Below are 20,372 nucleotides of genomic sequence, written 5' to 3'. Positions count from 1 at the left end.
ATTTACTCGGAGTTGATGCTCGCTCGCCCGGACCTCCTTGCAGACGGGACCGACCATGCGCACGCACACCAGCCGGCTACGGGATCTGTCCGCCTCCCTCCCCACCGCACTCGCCGCGCTCACCGTCGCGCTGGGCGCCGCCCTTGCCGCCGCGGCCCCCGCCCTGGGTGGCCCGGCGGCCATGGCAGCAGGCGCCATCGCCGGCGGGCTGCTGGTGCGCAGGGCACGGCAGGCAGCCGGCCTCACGGTCGTCGCGGTGATGGCCTCGGCGGAACTGGTGCACCACTTCGGCTGGCGGACCACGAGCGCGGTCGTCGCACTCACCGGCCTGGCCCTGCTCGCCCTGGGTACGACCCGCACGGCAGCCGCGCTCCGGGCGGTGCACCCCGCGGCCGTGCAGGGACTCCTGGCCGGCACCGGCATCACGATCGCCCTGGCTCCCGTCCTGCCCGTGCCCCGGCTGACGGCCGCGGGTCATGGCCTGTGGGCGGTGCCGGGGCTGCCGGAGATGCCCGTGCTCACGCTCTTCGCCTCGGTGCTCGCGGCGACGCTCGCCGTCGCTCTCGAAGCCCTGAAGGCCACGGCGCCGTCCGCACCCGCCGCAGCACGCCGCTTGGCCGGGGTGGCCGTCCCGTCACGCCTCCCGTCGGACATCCCGTCACGCCCCCCGTCGGACATCCCGGACCGCCATGCCGCCGCGTCCATGTGGCCCAAGGCTCGTATCCTGCATGCCGCCCTGTTCGCCGCGGCGACCGGCTCCGTCGTCCTGTTCGGTGTCGTGCCCGCCCTCGCCGGGGTGGCCCTGAGCGTCGTGCTCGTCCTCCTGCCCGGGTTCGCACGGCGCCTCCGGCCCCACCACCCCCTACCGACGGACGAACCGGCAGGCCTTCCTGTGCCCATCGCCGCCCCTGCCCACCACGAGCCGGGACCACCGCCGGCAGCGCAAGGCACCCACCTCGTGCTGGCCTGCACCGACTCCGCCCCGGACCCCGCCGACACCACCCCCGACGGCGCCTACTCCCTGTGCAATGTCGGCAATCTCGTGCCGCCGCCCCGCGACGACGGCCGGCTCGACTGGGTCACCGCCGCCCTGCAGTACGCCGTCGAGACCCTGGAGGTCGCCGCCATCACCGTGCGCGGGCACTCCGACTGCGCCGCCATGCGGGCGCTCCTGGACCTGCCGCCACCGCGCCCGGGCACCCGGGCGACCGGCTCCCCCGCCGCCCCGGCCCCTCTCACGGCCTGGCTCTCCCACGGCCGCCCGAGCCTGGCCCGGATGCAGCGCATCAGCAGGCGCGGACGCGGAGACGTGGCCCTCGCCGGCCGCGCCGTGGCAGACGACGTGGAACGGCTGGCCCTCGTGAACGTCATGCAGCAACTGGACCACCTGATGGCCCACGCCTGCGTGGCCCGCCGGGTGGCCGAGGGGTCGCTGTTGCTGCGTGGCACCTATCTCCACGCCGGAGAGGAGACGACCTACGTCCTGGACCGCCGCTCGCACACGTTCACGGCTCCCCGGGCCTCCGCGCCACCCTGTCTGACCTCGGCCGATCACCTCGGGCAACAGGTCTAAACCAGTTTTTACCAACAACCCTTGTCAGGGTGCACCCCGGCCTGATGAGCTAGGGCCCGGGACGCAACGAAGCCCCTGGGAAAGGGAGATGTCGTGAGCAACGAAAGCCTGGCCAACCTCCTCAAGGAGGAGCGCCGCTTCGCGCCGCCTGCCGGCCTGGCCGCCGAGGCCAACGTCACGGCAGCGGCCTACGAACAGGCCAAGGCTGACCGGCTGGGCTTCTGGGCGACCCAGGCGCGCCGCCTGACCTGGGACACCGAGCCGACGCAGACGCTCGACTGGTCGAATCCGCCGTTCGCCAAGTGGTTCGCCGACGGCAAGCTCAACGTGGCGTACAACTGCGTCGACCGCCACGTCGAGAACGGCCTCGGCGACCGTGTCGCCCTGCACTTCGAGGGCGAGCCGGGCGACACCCGGTCGATCACCTACGCCGAGCTGCAGCGCGAGGTCTCCCGGGCCGCCAACGCCCTGACCGAGCTCGGTGTGCAGGCCGGCGACCGTGTCGCCATCTACCTGCCGATGATCCCCGAAGCCGTGATCGCCATGCTGGCCTGCGCCCGCATCGGTGCGCCCCACTCGGTCGTCTTCGGCGGCTTCTCCGCGGACGCGCTGGCCACCCGCATCAAGGACGCCGACGCCCGCGTCGTCATCACCGCCGACGGCGGCTACCGCCGCGGCAAGCCCTCCCCGCTGAAGCCGGCCGTCGACGAGGCCCTCGGCCGCCCCGGCACCGAGAACGTGCGCAGCGTCCTCGTCGTGCGCCGCACCGCCCAGGAGGACGTCGCCTGGACCGAGGGCCGCGACGTGTGGTGGCACGACCTGGTGGGCCGTCAGTCCGACCAGCACACCCCGCAGGCCTTCGACGCCGAGCACCCGCTGTTCATCCTCTACACCTCGGGCACCACGGGGAAGCCGAAGGGCATCCTGCACACCTCCGGCGGCTACCTCACCCAGACGTCGTACACCCACCACGCCGTCTTCGACCTGAAGCCGGAGACGGACGTCTTCTGGTGCACGGCGGACGTCGGTTGGGTCACCGGCCACTCGTACATCGTGTACGGGCCGCTGAGCAACGGCGCCACCGAGGTGCTCTACGAGGGCACCCCGGACACCCCGCACCAGGGCCGCTGGTGGGAGATCGTCCAGAAGTACGGCGTGACGGTCCTGTACACCGCCCCGACCGCCATCCGCGCCGCCATGAAGTGGGGCGACGACATCCCGGCCGGCTTCGACCTGTCCAGCCTGCGCATCCTCGGTTCGGTGGGCGAGCCGATCAACCCGGAGGCCTGGGTCTGGTACCGCGAGCACATCGGCGCCGGCCGCACGCCCGTCGTCGACACCTGGTGGCAGACCGAGACCGGCAGCATGATGATCACCCCGCTGCCGGGCGTCACCGAGACCAAGCCCGGCTCGGCCCAGGTGCCGCTGCCCGGCATCGCCGCCACCGTCGTCGACGACGAGGGCCACGAGGTGCCCAACGGCTCCGGCGGCTACCTCGTCCTCACCGAGCCCTGGCCGTCGATGCTGCGCACCATCTGGGGCGACGACAAGCGCTACGTCGACACCTACTGGTCCCGCTTCCAGGACCGCTACTTCGCCGGCGACGGCGCGAAGAAGGACGAGGACGGCGACATCTGGCTCCTGGGCCGCGTCGACGACGTCATGCTCGTCTCCGGCCACAACATCTCCACCACCGAGGTCGAATCGGCCCTGGTCTCCCACCCGAGGGTCGCCGAGGCGGCGGTCGTCGGCGCCACCGACCCGCAGACGACCCAGGCCATCTGCGCGTTCGTCATCCTGCGCAGCACGGCGGCGAACGCGGCGGGCGACGAGGCCGACGAGGCGGGCCTGATGGAGGAGCTGCGGGCGCACGTGGGCAAGCAGCTGGGTCCGATCGCCAAGCCGAAGCGGATCCTGCCGGTGGCGGAGCTGCCGAAGACCCGTTCCGGCAAGATCATGCGCCGTCTGCTGCGCGACGTCGCCGAGAACCGTGCCCTGGGCGACGTGACCACGCTGACCGACTCCTCGGTCATGGACCTCATTCAGGCCAAGCTCCCCGCGGCCCCCAGCGAGGACTGACAACCAGCAAGGACTGACGACCGGCAAGGACCGGCACCGGCGCGGGTTGTCACCAGCAACCTCCCTGGTCACAGGCCTACCGGCCATCGCATCGCCACGAAGGGCGCCCGGCTTCCACCGGGCGCCCTTCGCCGGTTCGGGCTACAGTGGTGAGGCGTCGCGTCAATTTCGCGACAAGAATTCAGGGCGCGCCGGGAAGTCTGGTCGGCAACAGCAGCACACGTGCATCCGCACGCGTGTCGCCGACAGCAGACCCAGGAGGTTCCCCACCGTGGCCGCGCCCAAGACCCGTCGTTCCGTCTTCCTCGGCAGGCTGCCCCTGCCCGAACGGAACTATCTCGCGGACGCGCTGCGGGCCGAGACCGTCGGCGGGGTCCTGCTGCTGGCCGCCGCCGTGACCGCCCTGATCTGGGCGAACACGCCACTGCGCGAGGGCTACGAGAGCGTCCGTTCGTTCCACGTCGGGCCCGCCGCGCTCGGGTTGGACCTCTCCGTCCAGCACTGGGCGGCCGACGGTCTGCTGGCCGTCTTCTTCTTCGTCGCCGGCATCGAGCTCAAGCGCGAGCTCGTCGCGGGCGAGCTGCGCGAGCCGAAGGCCGCGATCCTTCCCGTGGTCGCCGCGATCTGCGGCATGGCCGTGCCCGCGCTGGTCTATACGGCGGTCGCGGCGAGCGGCGGTGGTTCGCTCGGCGGCTGGGCGGTGCCGACGGCCACCGACATCGCCTTCGCGCTCGCCGTCCTCGCGGTGATCGGCACGTCGCTGCCGTCCGCGCTGCGGGCGTTCCTGCTGACCCTCGCCGTCGTCGACGACCTCTTCGCGATCCTGATCATCGCGGTCTTCTTCACATCGAAGCTGAACTTCGCCGCCCTCGGCTTCGCCTTCGTGGGCCTGGCGGTCTTCTGGCTGCTGCTGCGCAAGGGCGTGCGCGGCTGGTACGTCTACGTTCCGCTGGCGGTCCTCAACTGGGCGCTGATGTACAACAGCGGCGTGCACGCCACCATCGCGGGCGTCGCCATGGGCCTGATGCTGCGCTGCACCCGCCGCGACGGCGAGGAGCAGTCCCCCGGCGAGCACATCGAGCACCTTGTGCGGCCGCTGTCGGCGGGTCTGGCCGTCCCGCTGTTCGCGCTGTTCTCCGCGGGAGTGCGGGTCTCGGGAGGGGCGCTCGCGGACGTCTTCACCCGCCCCGAGACGCTGGGTGTGGTGCTGGGCCTGGTCGTGGGCAAGGCGATCGGCGTCTTCGGTGGCACCTGGGCGGCGGCCCGTTTCACCCGGGCGGAGCTCAACCCCGACCTGAAGTGGCCGGACGTCCTGGCCGTGGCCTCCCTGGCCGGCATCGGCTTCACGGTCTCGCTGCTGATCGGTGAGCTCGCCTTCGGCTACGACGAGGGCCTGGGCGGCGAGGTGAAGGCGGCCGTCCTCATCGGTTCGCTGATCGCGGCCGTCCTGTCGAGCACTCTCCTCAAGCTGCGCGACAACAAGTACAAGAAGCTGTGCGCAGAAGAGGACCGCGACGAGGACGAGGACGGCATCCCCGACATCTACGAACAGGACAACCCCGAGTTCCACTTGCGCATGGCCGCCAGGTACGAGGCGAAGGCAGCCGAACACCGCAGATTGGCGGAAGTCGCCGCAGGACGCACCACCGGGGACGACGGTCCGGCATGATCTGAGAGTCTTTACATTCACGGAGACCGCCGCCGAACCCGCCCCAACAGGGCGGACAGCGGCGGCCGTGCCGCGAGGACGAAGCCGATGACGATGAGGGAGCAGGCGATGAGCGCAGCCGACGACGGCGCGAACCGCAGCCTCGGCCAGCTGGTGGCGCAGGCCACCACCGAGCTGTCCGCACTGGTGCACGACGAGATCGCGCTGGCCAAGGCGGAACTGCGCCAGGACGCCCGGCGCCTGGGCATCGGCGGCGGCGCCATCGCCGCCGCGGGGGTGCTGGCGCTGTTCTCCCTGCCCGTGCTGAGCTTCGCCGCGGCGTACGGGATCCACAGCACCGGCCTCGGGCTCGCCTGGTCGTTCCTGATCACCGGCGGCGCCTACCTGGTGATCGCGGCGATCCTCGGCCTGCTGGCGATCGCCAAGTTCAAGAAGATCAAGAAGCCCGAGAAGAGCATCGCCTCGGCGAAGGAGACGGCGGCCGTGCTCGGCACCGTCAAGCCGCACCCCCGGCCCGTGGCCGACACGAGCCGGACGGACGCATCTGTGACACGCTCGTCCGTATGACGGTGCCCGATACCTCCGCAGCGCCCGCATCCCCCGACCCGCAACGACGTCCGGCGCCCGCATCGCCCGTCCCGGCGGCGCCCTCGCCCGCCGCGGTCGTACGTCCGGAGGGCCCCTGGACCCATCGGGACGTCGCCGCGAACGGAGCGCGGTTCCACATCGCCGAGATGGGCGAGGGGCCGCTGGTGCTGTTCCTGCACGGCTTTCCGCAGTTCTGGTGGACGTGGCGGCACCAGCTGCCGGCGCTGGCGGAGGCGGGCTTCCGGGCCGTGGCGATGGACCTGCGCGGAGTGGGCGGCAGCGACCGTACGCCCCGGGGCTACGACCCGGCGAACCTGGCGCTCGACATCACCGGGGTGGTCCGCTCGCTCGGCGAGCCGGACGCCGCACTGGTCGGGCACGACCTCGGCGGCTACCTGGCGTGGACGGCCGCGGTGATGCGGCCCAAGCTCGTGCGCAGGCTCGTGGTGTCCTCCATGCCGCACCCGCGCCGGTGGCGTTCGGCGATGCTCTCCGACCCTCGGCAGAGCGCGGCGAGCTCGCACATCTGGGGGTTCCAGCGGCCCTGGCTGCCCGAGCGGCGGCTGCTGGCGGACGACGCCGCGCTGGTGGCGCGGCTGATCCGCGAGTGGTCCGGGCCGCGGCTGCCCGACGACGAGACGGTGGAGACCTACCGGCGGGCCATGTCGATCCCCTCCACCGCGCACTGCTCGATCGAGCCGTACCGCTGGATGGTGCGCTCGATGGCGCGGCCGGACGGCGTCCAGTTCAACCGCCGCATGAAGCGGCCGGTGCGGGTGCCGACGCTGCACCTGCACGGATCGCTCGATCCGGTGATGCGGACGCGCAGCGCGGCGGGCTCCGGGGAGTACGTGGAGGCGCCCTACCGCTGGCGGCTCTTCGAGGGGCTCGGGCACTTTCCCCACGAGGAGGACCCGGCGGCCTTCTCGACGGAGCTCGTCAACTGGCTGAAGGACACCGAGCCGGACCGCTAGCGGGGGCACGCCGGTGTGAACATCCGTTCATCGAACGGCCATTTGCCTCGCGCATAGGCCAATTGCCGGTCCCACGGGCGATTACCGACCTCCGGCCCCGGGCAGAGCTTCAGGTATGGGCTGGACGCACGACTACCGTGACGCAACGGACGTGACCAATGTGACGCAGCAGCGCGGCGCCGAGGGCGACACCGCGCTCGCCGTCACGACCGCCCCCGACCGGGCCGCCCTGCGGCCACAGGCGGGGCCGGATCCCCGGATCGGCATTCCGCGCATCATCCGCCGCCGCGCCCGCTGGGTCTCGGCGCGGCTGCGGCACCCCCGCAGTCGCTGAACCGCCCGCCCCTCAGCCGTCCGCGCATCCCTGAGGGCCTCCCTCAAAGGCTCACAGGGCGCAGCTCTGGGTGTTGACCCTGCCCTCGGCCGTACGGCCGTACGCGGCGTCCTGGTGGACCTCGTCGGCCGTCAGCGCATAGCCGGTCTCGGCGTTGTCGAGGGACTTCGCGAAGACCACGCCGTAGACCTTGCCGTCCGGCGTGAGCAGCGGACCGCCGGAGTTGCCCTGCCGGACGGTGGCGTACAGCGAGTAGACGTCGCGGCGGACGTTGCCGCGGTGGTAGATGTCCGGGCCGTTGGCCTGGACCCGGCTGCGGACGCGCGCGGCCCGCACGTCGTACGCGCCGTTCTCCGGGAAGCCGGCGACGATGGCGCTCCTGCCGGTGTCGGCGTCGGACCCGGCGAACCGCAGCTCCGGCGCGTCCAGCGACGGCACGTCCAGCACCGCGATGTCGCGCTTCCAGTCGTAGAGCACGACCGTCGCGTCGTGCAGCCGGCCCCGGCCGCCGATCTGCACCGTCGGCTCGTCCACGCCGCCGACCACGTGCGCGTTGGTCATCACGCGGTGCGGGGCGAAGACGAAACCGGTGCCCTCGAGCACCTTGCCGCAGCTGGGGGCGTTGCCGACGACCTTGACGATGCTGCGCTGCGCCTCCACGGCGACCGGGCTGCCGGCCAGCGCGGGGTCGGGCGGCGGCACCGAGGTGATGGGCTCGGCGGAGAAGGGCGCGAAGACCTGCGGGAAGCCGTTCTGCGCGAGGGCGCTGCTGAAGTCCGCGAACCACGTGTTCGCCTGCGGCGGCACCACCCGCGCCACCCCGAGGAGCACCTTGGAGCCGCGGACCTCCCGGCCCAGCGTCGGCAGCGTCGTACCGGCCAGGGCCGAGCCGATGAGCCAGGCGACCAGCAGCATCGCGGTGACGTTGACGAGCGCCCCACCTGTCGCGTCCAGGGCGCGCGCCGGTGACCAGGTGATGTGGCGGCGCAGCTTGTTGCCCAGGTGGGTGGTGGCGGCCTGGCCGACGGAGGCACACAGGATGACGACGGCGACGGCGGCGACAGCGGCGATCGTGCCGGGCTGCGCGTCGTCCGTGGCACTGTCCCAGATCACCGGCAACGCGTAGACGGCGGCGAGACCGCCGCCGAGGAAGCCGATCACCGAGAGCACGCCGACGACGAAGCCCTGGCGGTAGCCGATGACCGCGAACCACACGGCGGCGACCAGCAGCACGATGTCCAGCACGTTCACCGAAGAATGCCTCGCATTGTCGTCGTCCGGGGGCGGCGCCGGGGTCCACGGCCGGCCGCCGGGGGCCACCGTCTCATGCCGGTCAGGCCCGTGCGTCCAGGGGGACCTCCCGCTCGCGGTCCCACGGCCGCTCCCAGCCGGCGAAGTGCAGGATGCGGTCGATCAGGCCGGCCGTGAAGCCCCACACCAGCGCCGGGCCCACCCGGAACGCCGGGCCGCGGTGGCCGCTGGGGTGCACCGCCATCGCGCGGCGCCCGGGGTCGGTGAGGTCGGCCACCGGGACCGTGAAGACGCGGGCGGTCTCCTGCGGCGAGACCGGCGCCACCGGGCTGGGCGTGTGCCACCAGCCCAGGACGGGCGTGACGACGAAGCCGCTCACGGGGATGTACAGCCGCGGCAGCACGCCGAAGAGCTGCACGCCCGAGGGGTCGAGGCCGGTCTCCTCACGGGCCTCGCGCAGGGCCGCCCGCAGCGGGCCGTCTCCCTCCGGGTCGCCGTCCTCCGGGTCGAGGGCACCACCGGGAAAGGACGGCTGGCCGGCGTGCGAGCGCAGCGTCCCGGCACGCTCCAGGAGCAGCAGCTCCGGGCCGCGCTCGCCCTCGCCGAACAGGATGAGCACCGCGGACTGCCGGCCCCCCGTCTCCGGCGGCAGGAACCGGCTCAGCTGGTGCGGCTCCACGTGCCGCGCGGCACGCTCCACCGGCTCCAGCCACGTCGGCAGCCCCTCGGCCGTCACCTCGACCCGGCCCTCCCGGTCCCGGGCCACCTCGTGGCCGTACGTCCTCGTCATCGCCTTCCCCCGGTCGTCGTCCTCGGCTGCGGTGCGGTCCTGCGGCTTGCGTCCGGTCACGCGGCTCCCAGAGGAGGCGCGGGCCGGCCCGGGTAGTCCGGCGGCGGCTTCAGCCGCTGGCCCGGCTGGCCGCCCAGCTCGTACTTGAGCAGCTTCCGGGCCTTCTCCGGATCCGTCTCGCCCTCGCCGAAGGAGGGGCACAGCGGGGCGATGGGGCAGGCGCCGCAGGCCGGCTTGCGGGAGTGGCAGACGCGGCGGCCGTGGAATATGACCCGGTGCGAGAGCATCGTCCAGTCGCTCTTCGGGAAGAGCGAGCAGACGTCGGCCTCGACCTTCTCCGGATCCTCGGCAACCGTCCACTTCCAGCGCCGCACGAGCCGGCCGAAGTGGGTGTCGACGGTGACGCCGGGCACGCCGAAGGCGTTGCCCAGGACGACGTTGGCGGTCTTGCGGCCGACGCCGGGGAGCGTGACGAGGTCCTCCAGCCGGCCGGGCACCTCGCCCCCGAAGCGGTCCCGCAGGGCGGCGGACAGGCCGATGAGGGACTTCGCCTTGGCCCGGAAGAAACCGGTCGGCCGGATCAGCTGCTCCAGCTTCTCCGGATCGGCCGCGGCCATCTCCTCGGGCGTCGGGTACGCGGCGAACAGGGCGGGCGTCGTCTGGTTGACCCGCAGGTCGGTGGTCTGGGCGGACAGCACCGTGGCGACCAGGAGCTGGAAGGGGTTCTCGAAATCCAGCTCGGGATGGGCGTACGGGTACAGCTCGGCGAGCTCGCGGTTGATCCGGCGGGCGCGCCGGACGAGCGCCGTCCGGGACTCGGACCAGGCGACGGCGGGCTTGCCGGCGGACTTCTTCGCCGCCGTCTTTTCGGCCGGCGGCCTCTCGGCTGCCGTCTTTTCGGCCACCGTCTTCTTTGCCGCTGCCCTCTTGGCTGTCTTCTTTGCCGCCGCCTTCTTGGCTGCCGCCTTCTTGGTCGGCGGCTTCTCCACCGGCGGCTCCGCGGCCGCCTTCGCCGCGCCTCTGGGCTCCGCGGCGGTGGACCGGCCCGCCACGGCCGCGCCCTGCGATTCGTTCGGTTTTGCGGTTTTCGCCTTCTTCGCGCCGGGGCGTTCGCCCACAGCGGAATCACGGGCCGCGCTCACCCTTCAGGCCCCCTTGCCCTGTGCTCTCACCGGCGTATTGGACACCGGCCAGACTAGAGCCCACCACCGACATCCGCCCCGGCCGCAGAAAAACCACAGCCCAATCGGACCCCTGCCGTAGGGGTTCCGGCGGCGATGCGCCACACTTGTGTTTGATCACACAGTTTTACCGACGGGCATCATGGGGACCACGGTCCTCTGTGCATGTCGACAAGGAGAGAACTCGTGGACGACGTTCTGCGGCGCGCCCCGCTCTTCGCGGCGCTCGATGACGAGCAGGCCGCCGAGCTGCGCGCCTCGATGGGCGAGGTCACGCTCGCGAGGGGCGACGCCCTGTTCCACGAAGGCGACCCGGGCGACCGCCTCTACGTGGTGACCGAGGGCAAGGTGAAGCTCCACCGGACCTCCCCCGACGGCCGCGAGAACATGCTGGCGGTCCTGGGCCCGGGCGAGCTGATCGGCGAGCTGTCCCTCTTCGACCCCGGTCCGCGCACCGCCACCGCCACCGCGCTCACCGAGGTCAAGCTGCTCGGCCTCGGCCACGGCGACCTGCAGCCCTGGCTCAACGCGCGCCCCGAGGTGGCCACCGCCCTGCTGCGCGCCGTCGCCCGCCGCCTGCGCCGCACCAACGACTCGATGTCGGACCTCGTCTTCTCCGACGTGCCCGGCCGTGTCGCCAAGGCCCTGCTGGACCTGTCCCGCCGCTTCGGCGTGCAGTCCGAGGAGGGCATCCACGTCGTGCACGACCTCACCCAGGAGGAGCTCGCCCAGCTCGTCGGCGCCTCCCGGGAGACGGTCAACAAGGCCCTCGCGGACTTCGCCGGCCGCGGCTGGCTCCGCCTGGAGGCCCGCGCCGTGATCCTGCTGGACGTCGAGCGTCTGGCCAAGCGCTCCCGCTGACACCGGCCCGGGGCTCCGCGGCGCATCAACGGCGCCGCGGGGCCCTTCGGCGTACCCGGGGGCCTGCGGGGCCTCAGATGAGCCCGTGCTCCTCCAGGTAGTCCAGCTGCGCCCGCACCGAGAGCTCGGCCGCCGGCCACAGGGCGCGGTCGACGTCCGCGTAGACCGCGGCGACGACCTCGGGCGCCGTGCGGTGGCCGTTCTCCACGGCCGTCTCCACCTGGGCCAGGCGCTTGGCCCGGTGCGCGAGGTAGTACTCCACGGCGCCGCGTGCGTCGTCCAGTACTGGACCGTGGCCCGGCAGCACCGTCGTCACGCCCTCCTCGACCGCCAGCAGGCGCAGCCGGCGCAGCGAGTCCAGGTAGTCGCCGAGCCGGCCGTCGGGGTGGGCCACGATCGTCGTGCCCCGGCCCAGGATCGTGTCGCCCGTCAGCACGGCGCCGTCGGCGGGCAGGTGGAAGCACAGGGAGTCCGCCGTGTGGCCGGGCGTGGAGACCACGTGCAGTTCGAGGCCGCCCGTGGTGATCACGTCGCCCACGCCCAGGCCCTCGCCGCCCAGCCGCAGCCCTGGGTCCAGCGCGCGCACGTGCGTGCCCGTCAGCTCGGCGAAGCGGGCGGCGCCGCCGGAGTGGTCGTGGTGCCCGTGCGTGAGCAGGGTCAGGGCCACGCGCTTGCCCGCGGCCTCGGCGGTGGCGACGACGTTGCGCAGGTGGGCCTCGTCGTCCGGCCCGGGGTCGACGACGACGGCGAGGTCGGAGTCCGGCTCGGCGAGGATCCAGGTGTTGGTGCCGTCCAGCGTCATCGCGGACGGGTTCGGTGCGAGGACACAGGTCGCCCGGTCGGTCGCGGGGCCGCCGATGGCGCCCGTGCGCGGCTGTCCCGGCAGGTCGGTGGCGTGCGTCATGCGTCGGCTCCCGCAGGTCCTCGGTCGGTCGGCCCGGCGATCCGGACGACGTCGATGTGCTTGGTGAACTCGTCGTGCCCGGGCCAGCTCAGCACGATCTCTTCCCCCTCCAGCCGCGCCTGTGCGAGGACGGGCGTGAGATCCCGCTCACCCGAGGCCGTCAGCACCTCGGCTGCGGTCGCATACGGCAGCAGGGAGCGCAGTGTGGAGATGGTCGGCGGCATCATCAGCAGCTCGCCCCGGTCGTAGCCGGCGGCCGCGTCCGCCGGGGCCGTCCACACCACGTGGTCGGCCTCCGTGGAGGCGTTGCGGGTGCGCTGGCCCTCCGGGAGGGCGGCCACGAAGAACCAGGTGTCGTAGCGGCGCGGCTCGAACTCGGGCGTGATCCAGCGCGCCCAGGCGCCCAGGAGGTCGCTGCGCAGCAGCAGGCCGCGCCGCTCCAGGAAGTCCGCGAAGGCCAGCTCCCGGCTGACCAGGGCCGCGCGGTCGGCCTCCCACTCCTCGCCCGTGGTGTCCGCGACGACCGTGTCCGGGGCGGGGCCGGCCAGCAGGACGCCCGCCTCCTCGAAGGTCTCCCGGACGGCGGCGCACACGATGGCCTGTGCGCCGGCAGTGTCGGTACCGAGCCGGCGCGCCCACTCCTCGGGCGCCGGCCCGGCCCAGGGCACGTCCCGCTCGTCGCGCGGGTCGACGGAGCCGCCCGGATACGCGTACGCGCCTCCGGCGAAGGCCATGGAGGCGCGTCTGCGCAGCATGTGAACGGCGAGCCCGTCGGCCGCCGCGCGCAGCAGCAGGACGGTCGCGGCACGGCGCGGCGCCACGGGCCGCAGCTCGCCGTCGGCGAGCGCTCTGATCCGGTCCGGCCACTCCGGCGGGTACCACTGGCCGTTCGAAGTCGACATGACCGGATGCTATGCGCTCACGTGCGGATGTTCGAGAGCACCGGGTCGGGAGCGGGCCCGAGGCCCACACCACCTGACCCGGGAGACCGGGATCAGTCCCGGACCTCCACCTGGATCTCGACCTCGACAGGGGCGTCCAGCGGCAGCACGGCCACGCCCACAGCGGAGCGCGCGTGCACGCCCTTGTCGCCCAGGACCTCGCCCAGCAGCTCGCTGGCACCGTTGATGACACCGGGCTGACCGGTGAAGTCCGGGGCGGAGGCCACGAAGCCCACGACCTTCACCACGCGGACGATCTTGTCCAGGTCGCCGATGACCGACTTCACGGCGGCCAGGGCGTTCAGCGCACAGGTGGCGGACAGCTCCTTGGCCTGCTCGGGGCTCACCTCGGCACCGACCTTGCCGGTCACCGGGATGGCGCCCTCGACCATGGGCAGCTGGCCCGCGGTGAAGACGTACGCGCCGGAGCGCACGGCCGGCTGGTACGCCGCGAGCGGCGGGACCACGGCCGGCAGTTTCAGGCCGAGCTCGGAGAGCCGTGCCTCGACGGCACCCGCTGCCGCGGTCACTGCTTCTCCCGCTTGAGGTAGGCCACCAGCTGCTCGGGGTTGTTCGGCCCGGGCACGACCTGGACGAGCTCCCAGCCGTCCTCGCCCCAGGTGTCCAGAATCTGCTTGGTCGCGTGGACGAGCAGCGGCACCGTCGCGTATTCCCACTTGGTCATGGCCTGACTGTAATGCCTCGCACCGACGGCCTCGTGCGTAGCCCGCCCGGCGACTGGTTAGGCTCCGCTTCATGAGCAGGCTCCATGTCGTCAGCGGCAAGGGCGGTACCGGCAAGACGACGGTCGCCGCGGCCCTCGCACTGGCCCTCGCGGCCGAAGGAAAGCGTGCTCTGCTGGTCGAGGTCGAAGGCCGGCAGGGGATCGCGCAGCTCTTCGAGACGGAGGCGCTGCCCTACGAGGAACGGAAGATCGCCGTCGCGCCCGGTGGTGGTGAGGTGTACGCGCTCGCCATCGACGCCGAACGGGCCCTCCTGGACTACCTCCACATGTTCTACAAGCTGGGCACCGCCGGACGGGCACTGAGAAAGATCGGCGCGATCGACTTCGCGACGACCATCGCGCCCGGGCTGCGGGACGTCCTGCTGACCGGCAAGGCGTGCGAGGCGGTACGCAGGAAGGACCGCAACGGACGCTTCGCCTACGACTACGTGGTCATGGACGCGCCTCCCACCGGTCGCGTCACGCGCTTCCTCAACGTCAACGACGAGGTGGCCGGGCTGGCCCGGATCGGGCCGATCCACAACCAGGCGCAGGCCGTCATGCGCGTCCTCAAGTCGCCGGAGACGGCCGTGCACTTCGTGACGCTGCTGGAGGAGATGCCCGTCCAGGAGACCCGGGACGGCGTCGCCGAGCTGCGGGCGGCCGGGCTGCCGGTGGGCGGGGTCGTCGTCAACATGGTGCGGCCGCAGGTCCTCGACGAGGACGCCGTGGACGCCGCCGCGCACACCCGGCGCCCGGATGTGGCCCGCGCCCTGGAGTACGCCCTGGAGCGCACCGGCTCCGGCGGCGCACGGCGCACGGGCCGCACCGAGCCGCTCGTGGAGCCCTTGCTGCAGGAAGCGCGCGAGCACACGGAGCGCCTCGCGCTCGAGCGCCGGGTCCGCGCCGACGTCGCCGGCCTGGGCCTGCCCACGTACGAACTGCCGCTGCAGGGCGACGGGATGGACCTGGCCGGCCTGTACCGCATGGCCCGCACCCTGCGCCGGCAGTGGACGCAGGGGCAGGCGCAGGCGCAGGAAACCCCGCAGGGGCAGGAAACCCCGCAGGCGCAGCAGATGCAGCAGGCACAGCAGCCGCCACCCGTACCGCGGGACCGGCGGCACACGGACGGTACGCCCGGGAGCGGCACGACCGGCCCCGACGCGGACGGCGCGCACGGCGCGCGTACGGGCGCGGCAGCCGCCCACGACACCACGACCGACACCCACGGCAGCACCACCAAGGAGTGAGCGGGTGAGCCTCGATCCGGCGGCGGAGCCGCTCGGCATAGATCCGATCCTGGACGACAGGCGCACCCGCATCGTGGTGTGCTGCGGTTCCGGCGGCGTGGGCAAGACCACCACCGCGGCCGCCCTGGGCCTGCGGGCCGCCGAGCGCGGCCGCAAGGTCGTCGTCCTGACCATCGACCCGGCCCGTCGGCTCGCCCAGTCCATGGGCATCGACGAGCTGGACAACGTACCGCGCCGCGTCCCCGGCATCGACGGCTCCGCCGGCGGCGAACTGCACGCCATGATGCTCGACATGAAGCGGACCTTCGACGAGATCGTCGAGGCGCACGCCGACAAGGACCGCGCACGGGCCATCCTGGACAACCCCTTCTACCAGTCCTTGTCGGCCGGTTTCGCGGGCACGCAGGAGTACATGGCCATGGAGAAGCTCGGCCAGCTGCGCGCCCGGGACGAGTGGGACCTCATCGTCGTCGACACCCCGCCGAGCCGGTCGGCGCTGGACTTCCTGGACGCACCCAGCCGCCTGGGGTCGTTCCTGGACGGCAAGCTCATCAAGCTGCTGATGGCGCCCGCGCGGGTCGGCGGGCGGGCCGGGATGAAGTTCCTGGGCGTCGGCATGTCGGTGATGAGCGGGCCCCTGAACAAACTGATGGGTGCCCAACTGCTGCAGGACGTACAGACCTTCGTCGGTGCGATGGACACCATGTTCGGCGGCTTCCGTACCCGGGCCGACGCCACCTACCGGCTGCTGCAGGCGCCCGGTACGGCCTTTCTTGTCGTCGCCGCGCCCGAGCGGGACGCGCTGCGGGAGGCGGCGTACTTCGTGGAGCGCCTGGCGGCGGAGCGCATGCCGCTGGCCGGTGTGGTGCTCAACCGGGTCCACGGCAGCGGGGCGGACCGGCTGTCGGCGGAACGGGCGCTGGCCGCCGCCGAGGCGCTGGAGGGTGGCCTGGTGAACGGCCACGGGGAATACACAGAAAATCTTGACGGCGACGGCATTGTGGATCGTGGCAGCGGGCAAGCTGGCTCACGTACCGCTGACGACCCTGGCACCCTCACTCCCACGGACACGTCCTCTCCCTCCCCCGAGAGGGGCTTCCCCCAGCCCACGTCCACGGGACCGAGTGCCGCGGAGCTCGCGGCGGGGCTGCTGCGGCTGCACGCCGACCGCATGCAGGTCATTGCCCGAGAGCAGCGCACCCGCGACCGCTTCACCGCGTTGCACCCAGACGTACCGGTGGCGGAGGTGGCTGCGCTGCCCGGTGACGTGCACGACCTGGCCGGGCTCCGCTCGATCGGTGACCGGCTCGCCGACCAGACGACGACCGGGGGCCGGACGGCCGCCGATGCGACGGAACCAGCCGATCTGAACTGACACATGCAGGCTTGCTGCACCCGCAGGCCTGTGGCGCCGGGGCCCGGAGCCGTCACCGCGGAGGGAGCCGCAAGGGTGCGGGAGGGCGGTCGCGGCACCGGCCGTACGTGCGCGCGAAGTCGGCCGTACGCGGGGCGCGGGACGTACCGTGGCGGGGCCGTACCGTGGGCGCCGTACGCCAGCCGTGGGCGCCGTACGCCGCTGCGCCGACGCGACAGCGTGCGCCCGCCTGCGGGCCCGCGGGCCTATCCGACCGCGGCGTACTCGTCGTAGCCCGGCTCGCCCAGCGGCAGCATCCCGGCGCCGCGCTCGTACTCCGTGCGCGCGGTCTCCAGGAGCCGGCGCCACGACGTCACCGTGGGCCTGCGCCGCAGCAGGGCCCGGCGCTCGCGCTCGGTCATCCCACCCCACACGCCGAACTCGACGCGGTTGTCCAGCGCGTCGGCGAGGCACTCGGTGCGCACCGGACAGCCGGTGCAGACCGCCTTCGCCCTGTTCTGCGCTGCGCCCTGAACGAAAAGTTCATCCGGATCGGTCGTGCGGCAGGCGGCCTGCGCACTCCAGTCGGTTACCCAGCCCATGCTGGCGCCGTCCTCTCCCGAATCGAGGCTCCCCCACGGCGGCAGCGGCATATTCACCGTTGCCAGTTGAGGACGTTACGGAAGCCCGACAGGGGGCAACACCCCCTGCGGGCCCAATCTTGAATGGCCCGAACGGACTATGCGTACGCGGCAGATCACCCAACGGAGTGAGCTGGCGACATGCGGGACCATTCCCTCCATAGAGGGGCAGTCCACCCGGGGAGCGACGGGCAACCACCATCAGAGGCGGCAATACGGACACCTCTCATCACTCACAAGAGTGAGCGTGAAGGTGATGCGGGAGAGTGCCTGAAGTGACTGGCGTGAAACAGCGTAGGCGAACACACCTGCGCCTGTCCTCGGAATGAGAACGTAGGCTTCGCACCATGGCTATGAAGCGCTCGGGCGAGGGTCCCTCCAGGACCCGACAGGCCGCGAAATTCCTCGGCGTCAGCGTGCTCTCGGGAGTCGTGCTGGCAGGTCTGGCCCTACCGGGCATCGGCGCGTTCGGCCTCGTGGCCAAGGGCACCGTCGAGGGCTTCGACGAGATCCCGGCCAACCTCAAGACGCCGCCGCTCAGCCAGCGCACCACCATCCTCGACGCCCAGGGCGGCGAGATAGCCAAGGTCTACTCCCGCGACCGCACCGTGGTGCCGCTGAACGACATCTCGCCCTACATGCGCGAGGCAATAGTGGCAATCGAGGACGCGCGCTACTACGAGCACGGCGCGATCGACCTCAAGGGCGTCCTGCGCGCCGTCAACAAGAACGCACAGTCCGGCGGCGTCTCCGAGGGCGCCTCCACGCTCACCCAGCAGTACGTCAAGAACGTCTTCGTCGAGGAGGCCGGCGACGATCCCGAGAAGGTCGCCGTCGCCACCCAGCAGACCCTCGGCCGCAAGGTCAAGGAGCTGAAGTACGCGATCCAGGTCGAGAAGGAGCTGGGCAAGGACCGCATCCTCAACAACTATCTGAACATCACTTTCTTCGGGCAGCAGGCCTACGGCGTCGAAGCCGCCGCGCAGCGCTACTTCAGCAAGCGCGCCAAGGACCTCACCCTCGGCGAGTCCGCGCTGCTGGCCGGCATCGTCCAGTCGCCGAGCCGCTACGACCCCGTGCGCGCCCCGAAGGAGGCCACCAAGCGCCGCAACACCGTGCTGCAGCGCATGGCGGACCTGAAGTACATCAAGCCGGAGGAGGTCGCGGCCGAGCAGGCCAAGCCCCTCAAGCTCAACGTCTCCCGCCCCAAGAGCGGCTGCATCACCGCCGTCGACAACGCCGGCTTCTTCTGCGACTACGTGCGCGAGACGTTCCTGCAGGACCCCGTCTTCGGCAAGACCAAGGAGGCCCGGGCCAAGCGCTGGAACGAGGGCGGTCTGGTCATCCGCACCACCCTCGACCCGCAGACCCAGAAGTCCATCCAGAAGTCGATCAACGATCACGTCTACCAGAGCGACTCGGTGGCCACCGCCGTGACCATCGTCGAGCCCGGCACCGGCAAGGTGCTCGGCATGGCGCAGTCCCGCCCGTACGGCTTCGGCGAGCACCAGACGCAGATCAACCTCTCCGCCGACAAGTCCATGGGCGGCTCGACCTACGGCTTCCAGGTCGGCTCGACGTTCAAGCCGATCGTCGCGGCGGCCGCGCTGGAGCAGGGCACCTCGCCGTACCAGACGTACTCCTCGCCGTTCCGCATGCCGTACCCCGAGGAAGTCGAGACCTGCGGCAAGCCGTGGAAGAACAGCATCGGCGAGACCGTCCAGAACGAGAACCGCAGTGAGGTCGGCCCGTACGGGATGCGCGAGGCGCTGGCGAAGTCGGTCAACACCTACTTCGTGCAGATGGTCGGCGACCTGGGCCTGTGCCCCGTGATCAAGATGGCCGGCAAGATGGGCATCAAGCCGGCAAGCGGCGGGAAGTTCGACGAGAACCCCTCGCTCACCCTCGGCGGCTCCGCGGCCGGCATGTCCCCGCTGACCATGGCCTCCGCCTACGCGACGTTCGCCAACCGCGGTACGTACTGCACCCCCGTACTGATCGGCTCCGCCACCGGCCCCGACGGCAAGGCGCTGAAGGTGCCGCAGACCAAGTGCTCGCGGGCCATGTCCGAGCAGACCGCCGACACCATCAACGGCCTGCTCAAGGGCGTCGTCGAGGACGGCACCGGCAAGGAGGCCGGTCTCAGCGGCCGCGACAGCGCGGGCAAGACCGGTACGACGGACGAGCGCAGGGCCGCCTGGTTCGTCGGCTACACCCCCAACATGGCGGGCGCCGTGTGGGTCGGCGGGCCGGAGGACAAGGTCGAGATGGAGAACATCACCATCGGCGGCGTCTACCACGACAAGGTCTACGGCGCCGACACCCCCGGCCCCATCTGGCGCGACGCGATGACCGGCGCCCTGGACGGCAAGGACGCCCCCTCCTTCGGCGGCGCGGCCGTCGGCGGCGGGGACAACGCCGGCGGCGACCCGGCCGCCGGCGACAAGCGCGGCACGGGCCGCGGCGGCCGCAAGCCCGGCAACGGTACGGGCGGTACGGGCGCGGGCGGCGGCAAGCAGGGCAACAAGCCCGGCACCGGCAAGCCGGGTCACGGCAAGCCCGCCACCGGCACCCTCGACAGCAAGCCCGAGACGCCCGCCGTGCCCGCCCTGCCCGCCGACGGCCTGCCCGGCGGCACCCCGGCCGGTACCCCGGGCGACACTCCCGGCCAGGGCTGATCAAGGATCCGGAAACCGGAAGAGGGGCGCCCCCACCGTCGTGACGGTGGGGGCGCCCCTCTTTACGTACGGTGCTGCCCGACTCAGCCGACCAGGCGGCGCTTGACCGCGGCCGCCACACGGCCGCCCTCGGCACGGTCACCGACCTTCGGCTTCACGATCTTCATGACGGCGCCCATGGCCTTCGGCCCCTCGGCACCGGCCGCCGCGGCCTCGGCCACGGCCTCCGCCACGATCGCGTCCAGCTCCTCGTCGGACAGCTGCTCCGGCAGGTAGGAGGCGAGCACCTCGCCCTCGGCGCGCTCGCGCTCCGCCGAGTCCGCCCGGCCGCCCTTGGCGAACGCCTCCGCGGCCTCCTTGCGCTTCTTCGCCTCGCGCACGATCACCTTGAGCACCTCGTCGTCCGAGAGCTCGCGCGCCTGCTTGCCCGCGGTCTCCTCGTATCCGATCGCGGAGAGGGTGAGGCGGAGCGTGGAGGCGCGCAGCTCGTCGCGCGTCTTGATGGCGGTCGTGAGGTCGTCCTGGAGCCTGGACTTCAGCGTGGTCATGGCGCAATCTTCGCATCCCGCCCCGGCGGACG

Annotated in this window: 18 protein-coding genes and 1 pseudogene; 10 read left to right on the top strand and 9 right to left on the bottom strand. The window is 72.1% G+C overall.

All coding sequences use genetic code 11. The features are described 5' to 3' along the window. Positions 1 to 55 precede the first annotated feature (55 nt). The 6 genes from AB0K17_RS04065 to AB0K17_RS04040 all read left to right on the top strand — a co-directional run bounded on the left by AB0K17_RS04065 (position 56) and on the right by AB0K17_RS04040 (position 7,217). Positions 56 to 1,573: a carbonic anhydrase gene (locus tag AB0K17_RS04065; protein WP_365982015.1), complete on the top strand. Its 1,518-nt coding sequence runs from the start codon at positions 56 to 58 to the stop codon at positions 1,571 to 1,573. 93 nt (positions 1,574 to 1,666) lie between these two features. After that, complete coding sequence (gene acs, locus AB0K17_RS04060; RefSeq protein WP_365968924.1) at positions 1,667 to 3,652, top strand: acetate--CoA ligase; 1,986 nt, start codon at positions 1,667 to 1,669, stop codon at positions 3,650 to 3,652. Positions 3,653 to 3,923: 271 nt separating this feature from the next. Beyond that, entirely contained in the window at positions 3,924 to 5,321 is a 1,398-nt protein-coding gene (gene nhaA / locus AB0K17_RS04055; RefSeq protein WP_365982014.1) for a Na+/H+ antiporter NhaA, read from the top strand. Between the two features lie 108 nt (positions 5,322 to 5,429). After that, positions 5,430 to 5,888 carry a phage holin family protein gene (locus AB0K17_RS04050; RefSeq protein WP_344433219.1) on the top strand — a complete coding sequence of 153 codons (459 nt, stop codon included), beginning with the start codon at positions 5,430 to 5,432 and terminating at the stop codon, positions 5,886 to 5,888. Next, positions 5,885 to 6,883 carry an alpha/beta hydrolase gene (locus tag AB0K17_RS04045; RefSeq protein ID WP_365982013.1) on the top strand — a complete coding sequence of 333 codons (999 nt, stop codon included), beginning with the start codon at positions 5,885 to 5,887 and terminating at the stop codon, positions 6,881 to 6,883. The genes AB0K17_RS04050 and AB0K17_RS04045 overlap by 4 nt, the downstream gene beginning before the upstream one ends. Positions 6,884 to 6,998: 115 nt before the next feature. Further along, complete coding sequence (locus tag AB0K17_RS04040) at positions 6,999 to 7,217, top strand: hypothetical protein (protein ID WP_365982012.1); 219 nt, start codon at positions 6,999 to 7,001, stop codon at positions 7,215 to 7,217. Between the two features lie 51 nt (positions 7,218 to 7,268). Here AB0K17_RS04040 and AB0K17_RS04035 read toward each other — a convergent pair whose 3' ends face one another. The 3 genes from AB0K17_RS04035 to nth all read right to left on the bottom strand — a co-directional run bounded on the left by AB0K17_RS04035 (position 7,269) and on the right by nth (position 10,247). Then, positions 7,269 to 8,468 carry a MarP family serine protease gene (locus tag AB0K17_RS04035; RefSeq protein WP_365968920.1) on the bottom strand — a complete coding sequence of 400 codons (1,200 nt, stop codon included), beginning with the start codon at positions 8,466 to 8,468 and terminating at the stop codon, positions 7,269 to 7,271. An 82-nt stretch (positions 8,469 to 8,550) separates the two neighbouring features. Continuing rightward, complete coding sequence (locus AB0K17_RS04030; protein WP_365968952.1) at positions 8,551 to 9,258, bottom strand: CoA pyrophosphatase; 708 nt, start codon at positions 9,256 to 9,258, stop codon at positions 8,551 to 8,553. A 56-nt stretch (positions 9,259 to 9,314) separates the two neighbouring features. Next, a complete protein-coding gene (gene nth, locus AB0K17_RS04025) occupies positions 9,315 to 10,247 on the bottom strand; it encodes an endonuclease III (protein WP_365982011.1) in 933 nt (310 codons plus the stop codon). 378 nt (positions 10,248 to 10,625) lie between these two features. On the opposite strand from nth, the gene AB0K17_RS04020 reads away from it, so the two are divergent. Then, the gene (locus AB0K17_RS04020; protein WP_004939715.1) at positions 10,626 to 11,300 is read left to right on the top strand and encodes a Crp/Fnr family transcriptional regulator; all 675 of its coding nucleotides are present in this window, start codon (positions 10,626 to 10,628) and stop codon (positions 11,298 to 11,300) included. 73 nt (positions 11,301 to 11,373) lie between these two features. Here AB0K17_RS04020 and AB0K17_RS04015 read toward each other — a convergent pair whose 3' ends face one another. The 4 genes from AB0K17_RS04015 to AB0K17_RS04000 form a co-directional block, all read right to left on the bottom strand. Next, on the bottom strand, positions 11,374 to 12,204 hold the full coding sequence (locus AB0K17_RS04015) for an MBL fold metallo-hydrolase (protein WP_365968918.1): 831 nt from the start codon (positions 12,202 to 12,204) through the stop codon (positions 11,374 to 11,376). After that, positions 12,201 to 13,106 carry an NUDIX hydrolase gene (locus AB0K17_RS04010; RefSeq protein WP_365982010.1) on the bottom strand — a complete coding sequence of 302 codons (906 nt, stop codon included), beginning with the start codon at positions 13,104 to 13,106 and terminating at the stop codon, positions 12,201 to 12,203. The genes AB0K17_RS04015 and AB0K17_RS04010 overlap by 4 nt, the downstream gene beginning before the upstream one ends. 92 nt (positions 13,107 to 13,198) lie before the next feature. Then, positions 13,199 to 13,675: a RidA family protein gene (locus AB0K17_RS04005; RefSeq protein WP_365968916.1), complete on the bottom strand. Its 477-nt coding sequence runs from the start codon at positions 13,673 to 13,675 to the stop codon at positions 13,199 to 13,201. Continuing rightward, entirely contained in the window at positions 13,672 to 13,830 is a 159-nt protein-coding gene (locus AB0K17_RS04000; RefSeq protein WP_003991873.1) for a DUF4177 domain-containing protein, read from the bottom strand. Before AB0K17_RS04000 ends, AB0K17_RS04005 begins: the two co-directional genes overlap by 4 nt. 71 nt (positions 13,831 to 13,901) lie before the next feature. On the opposite strand from AB0K17_RS04000, the pseudogene AB0K17_RS03995 reads away from it, so the two are divergent. Further along, positions 13,902 to 14,879: pseudogene (locus AB0K17_RS03995) on the top strand (ArsA-related P-loop ATPase); the annotation flags it as partial. Positions 14,880 to 15,123: 244 nt separating this feature from the next. Then, positions 15,124 to 16,494, top strand: a complete 1,371-nt coding sequence (locus AB0K17_RS03990) for an ArsA family ATPase (RefSeq protein ID WP_365982009.1) — start codon at positions 15,124 to 15,126, stop codon at positions 16,492 to 16,494. Between the two features lie 245 nt (positions 16,495 to 16,739). On the opposite strand, the gene AB0K17_RS03985 is transcribed toward AB0K17_RS03990, so the two are convergent. After that, complete coding sequence (locus tag AB0K17_RS03985; protein WP_344433209.1) at positions 16,740 to 17,075, bottom strand: WhiB family transcriptional regulator; 336 nt, start codon at positions 17,073 to 17,075, stop codon at positions 16,740 to 16,742. 386 nt (positions 17,076 to 17,461) lie between these two features. Here AB0K17_RS03985 and AB0K17_RS03980 point away from each other — a divergent pair, with 386 nt between their 5' ends. Continuing rightward, the gene (locus tag AB0K17_RS03980; RefSeq protein ID WP_365982008.1) at positions 17,462 to 19,792 is read left to right on the top strand and encodes a transglycosylase domain-containing protein; all 2,331 of its coding nucleotides are present in this window, start codon (positions 17,462 to 17,464) and stop codon (positions 19,790 to 19,792) included. A gap of 83 nt (positions 19,793 to 19,875) precedes the next feature. Here the strand turns inward: AB0K17_RS03980 and AB0K17_RS03975 are convergent, their stop codons facing one another. Beyond that, on the bottom strand, positions 19,876 to 20,340 hold the full coding sequence (locus AB0K17_RS03975) for a GatB/YqeY domain-containing protein (RefSeq protein ID WP_365968912.1): 465 nt from the start codon (positions 20,338 to 20,340) through the stop codon (positions 19,876 to 19,878). Positions 20,341 to 20,372 lie beyond the last annotated feature (32 nt).

The sequence above is a fragment of the Streptomyces sp. NPDC049585 genome (assembly GCF_040675615.1).
Classification (GTDB): Bacteria; Actinomycetota; Actinomycetes; order Streptomycetales; family Streptomycetaceae; genus Streptomyces; species Streptomyces luteosporeus.
Note: the sequence above shows the minus strand (reverse complement) of the source record. Positions and strands in the feature narration are given on the sequence as shown.

What these genes read in the sequence shown, in the direction of transcription:
- AB0K17_RS04065 (WP_365982015.1), top strand. Translation starts at nt 56, where the DNA reads ATGCGCACGCACACCAGCCGGCTACGGGATCTGTCCGCCTCCCTCCCC.
- AB0K17_RS04050 (WP_344433219.1), top strand. Translation starts at nt 5,430, where the DNA reads ATGAGCGCAGCCGACGACGGCGCGAACCGCAGCCTCGGCCAGCTGGTG.
- AB0K17_RS04045 (WP_365982013.1), top strand. Translation starts at nt 5,885, where the DNA reads ATGACGGTGCCCGATACCTCCGCAGCGCCCGCATCCCCCGACCCGCAA.
- AB0K17_RS04040 (WP_365982012.1), top strand. Translation starts at nt 6,999, where the DNA reads ATGGGCTGGACGCACGACTACCGTGACGCAACGGACGTGACCAATGTG.
- AB0K17_RS04030 (WP_365968952.1), bottom strand. Translation starts at nt 9,258, where the DNA reads ATGACGAGGACGTACGGCCACGAGGTGGCCCGGGACCGGGAGGGCCGG.
- AB0K17_RS04015 (WP_365968918.1), bottom strand. Translation starts at nt 12,204, where the DNA reads ATGACGCACGCCACCGACCTGCCGGGACAGCCGCGCACGGGCGCCATC.
- AB0K17_RS04010 (WP_365982010.1), bottom strand. Translation starts at nt 13,106, where the DNA reads ATGTCGACTTCGAACGGCCAGTGGTACCCGCCGGAGTGGCCGGACCGG.
- AB0K17_RS04000 (WP_003991873.1), bottom strand. Translation starts at nt 13,830, where the DNA reads ATGACCAAGTGGGAATACGCGACGGTGCCGCTGCTCGTCCACGCGACC.
- AB0K17_RS03985 (WP_344433209.1), bottom strand. Translation starts at nt 17,075, where the DNA reads ATGGGCTGGGTAACCGACTGGAGTGCGCAGGCCGCCTGCCGCACGACC.
- AB0K17_RS03980 (WP_365982008.1), top strand. Translation starts at nt 17,462, where the DNA reads ATGGCTATGAAGCGCTCGGGCGAGGGTCCCTCCAGGACCCGACAGGCC.
- AB0K17_RS03975 (WP_365968912.1), bottom strand. Translation starts at nt 20,340, where the DNA reads ATGACCACGCTGAAGTCCAGGCTCCAGGACGACCTCACGACCGCCATC.